The sequence below is a fragment of the Phenylobacterium sp. genome, assembly GCF_044371015.1.
In the GTDB taxonomy this organism is placed as follows: Bacteria; Pseudomonadota; Alphaproteobacteria; order Caulobacterales; family Caulobacteraceae; genus Phenylobacterium.
The window spans coordinates 1-4,353 of the sequence record NZ_JBILUK010000257.1; the positions used below are offsets into that span (position 1 = coordinate 1).

At 69.2% G+C, this 4,353-nt stretch carries 5 protein-coding genes; 2 read left to right on the forward strand and 3 right to left on the reverse strand.

What is annotated here, in order from left to right; translation table 11 throughout:
* Window positions 1–482: prephenate dehydrogenase dimerization domain-containing protein (locus ACIQ3R_RS15760; protein ID WP_397419806.1), on the forward strand; the 482-nt coding region annotated here is incomplete at its 5' end.
* On the opposite strand, the gene ACIQ3R_RS15765 is transcribed toward ACIQ3R_RS15760, so the two are convergent.
* Genes ACIQ3R_RS15765 through ACIQ3R_RS15775 form a run of 3 tightly spaced genes read right to left on the reverse strand, consistent with a single transcriptional unit; the run spans window position 472 to window position 3,620 of the window.
* A complete protein-coding gene (locus ACIQ3R_RS15765; protein WP_397419807.1) occupies window positions 472–1,599 on the reverse strand; it encodes a pyridoxal phosphate-dependent aminotransferase in 1,128 nt (375 codons plus the stop codon). The two genes, ACIQ3R_RS15760 and ACIQ3R_RS15765, sit on opposite strands and share 11 nt — an antisense overlap.
* A gap of 36 nt (window positions 1,600–1,635) precedes the next feature.
* Window positions 1,636–2,439 carry a chorismate mutase gene (locus ACIQ3R_RS15770; protein ID WP_397419808.1) on the reverse strand — a complete coding sequence of 268 codons (804 nt, stop codon included), beginning with the start codon at window positions 2,437–2,439 and terminating at the stop codon, window positions 1,636–1,638.
* A gap of 59 nt (window positions 2,440–2,498) precedes the next feature.
* Window positions 2,499–3,620, reverse strand: a complete 1,122-nt coding sequence (locus tag ACIQ3R_RS15775) for a response regulator (RefSeq protein ID WP_397419809.1) — start codon at window positions 3,618–3,620, stop codon at window positions 2,499–2,501.
* Window positions 3,621–3,729: 109 nt separating this feature from the next.
* Here ACIQ3R_RS15775 and queC point away from each other — a divergent pair.
* The coding region (queC, locus tag ACIQ3R_RS15780; protein WP_397419810.1) for a 7-cyano-7-deazaguanine synthase QueC at window positions 3,730–4,353 on the forward strand (624 nt) is incomplete at its 3' end.

Below are 4,353 nucleotides of genomic sequence, written 5' to 3' on the forward strand. Positions count from 1 at the left end.
GCTCCGTGAAGATGCTGCCGGCGCAATGGATGGACGAACTCCTTCCGGCCCACGCCGCCATCGTCGCCACGCACCCGCTTTTCGGGCCTCAGAGCGTCGCCCGCGACGGCCTTCCGGGACTGCGCCTGGTCGTGTGTCCCGTCCGGGGGGACCGCCATGAGGGCGTGGTCGCATTCGGACGCTCGCTTGGCCTTGCGGTGACGCTCAGCACGCCGGAGGAGCACGACCAGGAGATGGCCTATGTCCAGGCCCTCACCCACCTGATCGGTCGCGCCCTGGTGAACCTGGGAATCCCGGATGAGCGGCTGGCCACCCAGTCCTACCAGCACCTGCTCGAACTCTGCGGCCTGATCGGCGCCGACACCTTCGAACTCTTCAAGGCCATCCAGACGCAAAATCCCTTCGCGCCCAAGGTCGTCCGAGCCTTCGTCGAGGAGGCCCGGAGCCTGCTGGCGCAGGTGTCCGACGAATCTAGGACTTGAGGAACGCCGCCAGCGCCTCGACCACGGCGCGGTTGTGAGCCTCAAGCCCGATTGTGACGCGCAGGTGGTTGGGCAGGCCATAGTTCAACACCCGGCGCGTCAGCAGGCCGCGCGCGCTCAGGAAGGCATCGGCGTCGGCGGCTGTGCGACCCGGCGTCGTGGGAAAGCCGATCAGTACGAAATTCGTCGCCGATGGGCCCACCACCTCCAGGCCCAGCCCGCCGAACTGCTGGGCGAGCCAGGGTCGCCATTGATCCACGTGGGCGATGGAGCGGTCCTGGAAGTCCCGGTCGGCGAGCCCGGCGATGGCGGCGCGCTGGGCCGGGATCGACAGGTTGAACGGCAACCGGATCCGGTCGACCGCTTCGGCGATCCGCGTCGGTGCATAGCCCCAGCCGACGCGGAGCGCGGCGAGCCCATGCAGCTTGGAGAAGGTCTTGGTGACGACCACGTTTTCCGAGCGCCGCGCCAGGTCTATTCCGTCATCGAAACCGGGCTCCGTGGCGAACTCGGAGTAGGCGCCGTCCAACACCAGCACCACGCTGGGCGGCAATCTGGCGTGCAGCCGCTCGACTTCGGAGAACGGAATCCAGGTGCCGGTGGGGTTGCCGGGGTTAGCCAGGAACACCAGCCGCGTGCGGTCATCGACGACCTTGAGGATCTCGTCGACGTCGATGCGGTAGTTGGGCTCGCGCGCGTTTCGGACCTCGGCCTGACAGGCTCGTGCGCCGATGGCGAAGGCGGCGAAGGCGTACTCGCCCTGCACCATGTTGTCGCCCGGTTCCAGGAAGGTCTGATTGAGCAGCTGGAACACCTCGTCCGACCCACAACCGAAGATCAGGCGTTCGGGCTCAAGGCGATAGGTTTCCGAGATGGCGGCGCGCAGCAGGTTGGCGCGGCTGTCCGGATAGACGTGCAGATCAAAGGCCGCGCCGGCATAGGCCTCTCGCGCCAGCGGGCTGGAGCCCAGGATGTTCTCGTTGGCGGAGAGCTTGATCGGATCGGCCACCCCGTCGGCGGCGGCCTTGCCGGGCACATAGGCGTGGATATCCAGGATGCCCGGCTTGGGTTCGGGGCGCGGCGCGCGGGCGCGGGCGTCTGAGGCGGCTTCGGACATCGGACCGGAACTGTCGTGGACTGAGGCCGCGACCCTTTACACGTCCAAAGGCGTCGGGGCAGCCCCGATCACGCCCGAGAGTTTACCCGGCGCGCGGGCCAGTCTGGGATCATCGGCCAGATAGAAGCCCAGAAGACCGAACAGCTTCAGGCCCCCGGACTCGAACAGCAGGTCGGCGGCAACGCCGTCGCGGCCCAGAGCCTCGATCACGCCAGCCGCCGCACCGGGCGCATCGGTGACCCAGAAGGTGGTGTCGGATCCGGTCGGCTCGACGTCGACCGCCGCCATCGCCAAGGCGGCCGTCGGGCCCCAGGCCGCCAGGCAGGGAAGCGCGGCGAAGACCTTGAGATCCGGCGCCGCGAGGAGACGACCCCACCAGGCGCTATCTGGCTCCAGAGCGCAAACAGCCACACCGCCGGGCGTCCGGGCGCGGGCGATCGCGTCCTCCGGTTTGGGGACCTGAACCAACGGCGGGGCGGCCCCCACCCGCTGGCGGGCCAGTTCGACAATCCGGCCGGGATCGCGCCCGCCCCAGACGGCCACATGAAAGGGCCCCTGGACCGACAGGCTGTCACCGATCATCTCGCGCCAGACCCGGACGATCAGTGACGGACTGGCGGCGCGGCGTTCCGAGGCGATCAACCGGCGAAGGATTGCCGTCTCGCGGGCCGGCCGGAGCGCGAAGCGGTCGGCCTCGCCGCGCGCGCGTTTGGCTTCAGCCACCACGCGGGCCAGCGCCGCGCGCTCATCGAGCAGGCGCAGGAGTTCGCCGTCGAGCGCGTCGATCCGGGCCCGCACGGCCTCAAGCGAGGGCGCGGCTTCGTTGCTGCTGTCGGACATGGCTCCCCCGATCCGAGGTCCCGCGACCTATTGGATCGTCGGGATCGGCGCAATAGCGCTCAGGCCGCCGCCGCTTCGGCCGAGGTTTCGTCCTGGGGCCCGTCCAGCGCCTGTTGCAGCGCGGCGAGCAGCTGTTCCGGCTTCATGGGCTTTTCGACCACGCCGTTCATCCCTGCCTTTAGATAGCCCGCTGCGTCCTCGGGGTCGGCGTTGGCGGTGAGCGCAATAATCGGCGTCCGACCAACAGGGCCGGGAAGGGCGCGGATCGCGCGGGTGGCGGAGACGCCGTCCATGCGCGGCATCTTTATATCCATCAGGATCAGGTCGAACCGGCCCGAACGCGCAGCCTCCACGGCCTCATCCCCGTCCTCGGCGGCCTCGCTCGTGCAGTCGAACATCTCCACGAGCGATTGGGCGACCATGCGGTTTGTGGCGTTGTCGTCGACCACCAGGATATGGGCGGCGCGGCCGCCGTCAGGGGCCGGCGCGGTGTCGGTCTCGGCCGCCTGTTCGAGCCGCAGGCAGAAGGTCGTGGTGTCGGAGCCGCCGGCGTTGGCCTTGCGCGAAAGCGTCCCGCCCATGCCTTCAAGAACCCGGCGGGAGAGCACCGATCCCAAGGCCACCTCAAGCCCGAGGCGGGCCTCGATGTCGGCGATTCTGGCCAACAGGTCCTGCTCATCCCAGGCAGGATCCCTCGGTCCTCGGACGCGGCCGGTCAGCGCGACGCCGTCATCTTCCAGCGCGACGGTCAGACCCACTTCAACGGCGCCGCGGCTCTGGGCGGCGACCGCCTCACCGACCAGGCCGTCGAACAACTGCAGCAGGCGGCGGCGATCCGTGAGCGCGCTGGCGTCGGGGTCGCCATCGTAGGATACGAGCAGGGTCACGCCGGCCAGCCGCGCGCGGGCGCCCCAGCGGGCCTCCAGCTCGTCCATCAACTCGCGAAGCGGTGTGGGCGTCATGTTCAGCACCACGCCCGTGCGGGCCACTTCGCGCAGATCTCCGACCGCGTCGATCAGGCGACGGACGCCCGTCATCGCGTCGGCCACGCCGGAGACGCACGCGTCGCCATCCGGCGTCAGACGCTGGCGCGCGAGCTGATCGGTGAGCGCCAGGGCGCCCGCCATCTGTTCGCGGATCTCGTTGAGCACGCGCTCGGAAAAGAACTCGGTGACAGGCATGAAGCCGATGGAAGCTCTCAGTCTTGGAGCCGCATGATGCCCCAAAAGCGCTTGCGCAGAGGTTAAGCGGCGTCCGGACCGGCTTTGCAGCCTGCCCGCCGCGCGCCATATGGGGCCAATGAGCGACGCCGCCCTCGTGCTGTTTTCCGGAGGCCAGGACTCCACGGCCTGTCTGGCCTGGGCGCTGGACCGCTACGCGCGCGCGGAAACCGTGGGCTTCGACTATGGCCAGCGCCATTCCGTCGAGCTGGCGGCGCGCGACGTGGTTCGCGACCGGTTGGCCGCCGCGTTCCCGGAGTGGGCGCCGCGGCTCGGCCCCGATCACCGGCTGGAGATGAAGGGGTTCGGAGCGGTCGGGGAATCCGCGTTGACCACCGACCGCGCCATCGAAATGACCGAGCGGGGCCTGCCTTCGACCTTTGTGCCGGGGCGGAACCTGGCTTTCCTGGTCTATGCGGCGGCGCTGGCCGATCGTCGGGGCTTGAACGTGCTTGTGGGCGGCATGTGCGAGACCGACTTCTCGGGCTATCCCGACTGCCGGCGCGATACCCTGGATGCGATGCAGGTCGCGCTCAATCTGGGCATGGCCCGGGATTTCCGGATCGAAACCCCCTTGATGTGGCTGACCAAGGCGCAGACCTGGGCCCTGGCCCGACGGCTGGGCGGCGAGGCGCTGGTCGGGATCACCGTCGAGGACACCCACACCTGCTATCTGGGCGAACGGGGCGAAGGC

Bases quoted from the DNA above. Each gene is read 5' to 3' on its own strand.
- ACIQ3R_RS15765 (WP_397419807.1), bottom strand. From the start codon at position 1,599: ATGTCCGAAGCCGCCTCAGACGCCCGCGCCCGCGCGCCGCGCCCCGAA.
- ACIQ3R_RS15770 (WP_397419808.1), bottom strand. From the start codon at position 2,439: ATGTCCGACAGCAGCAACGAAGCCGCGCCCTCGCTTGAGGCCGTGCGG.
- ACIQ3R_RS15775 (WP_397419809.1), bottom strand. From the start codon at position 3,620: ATGCCTGTCACCGAGTTCTTTTCCGAGCGCGTGCTCAACGAGATCCGC.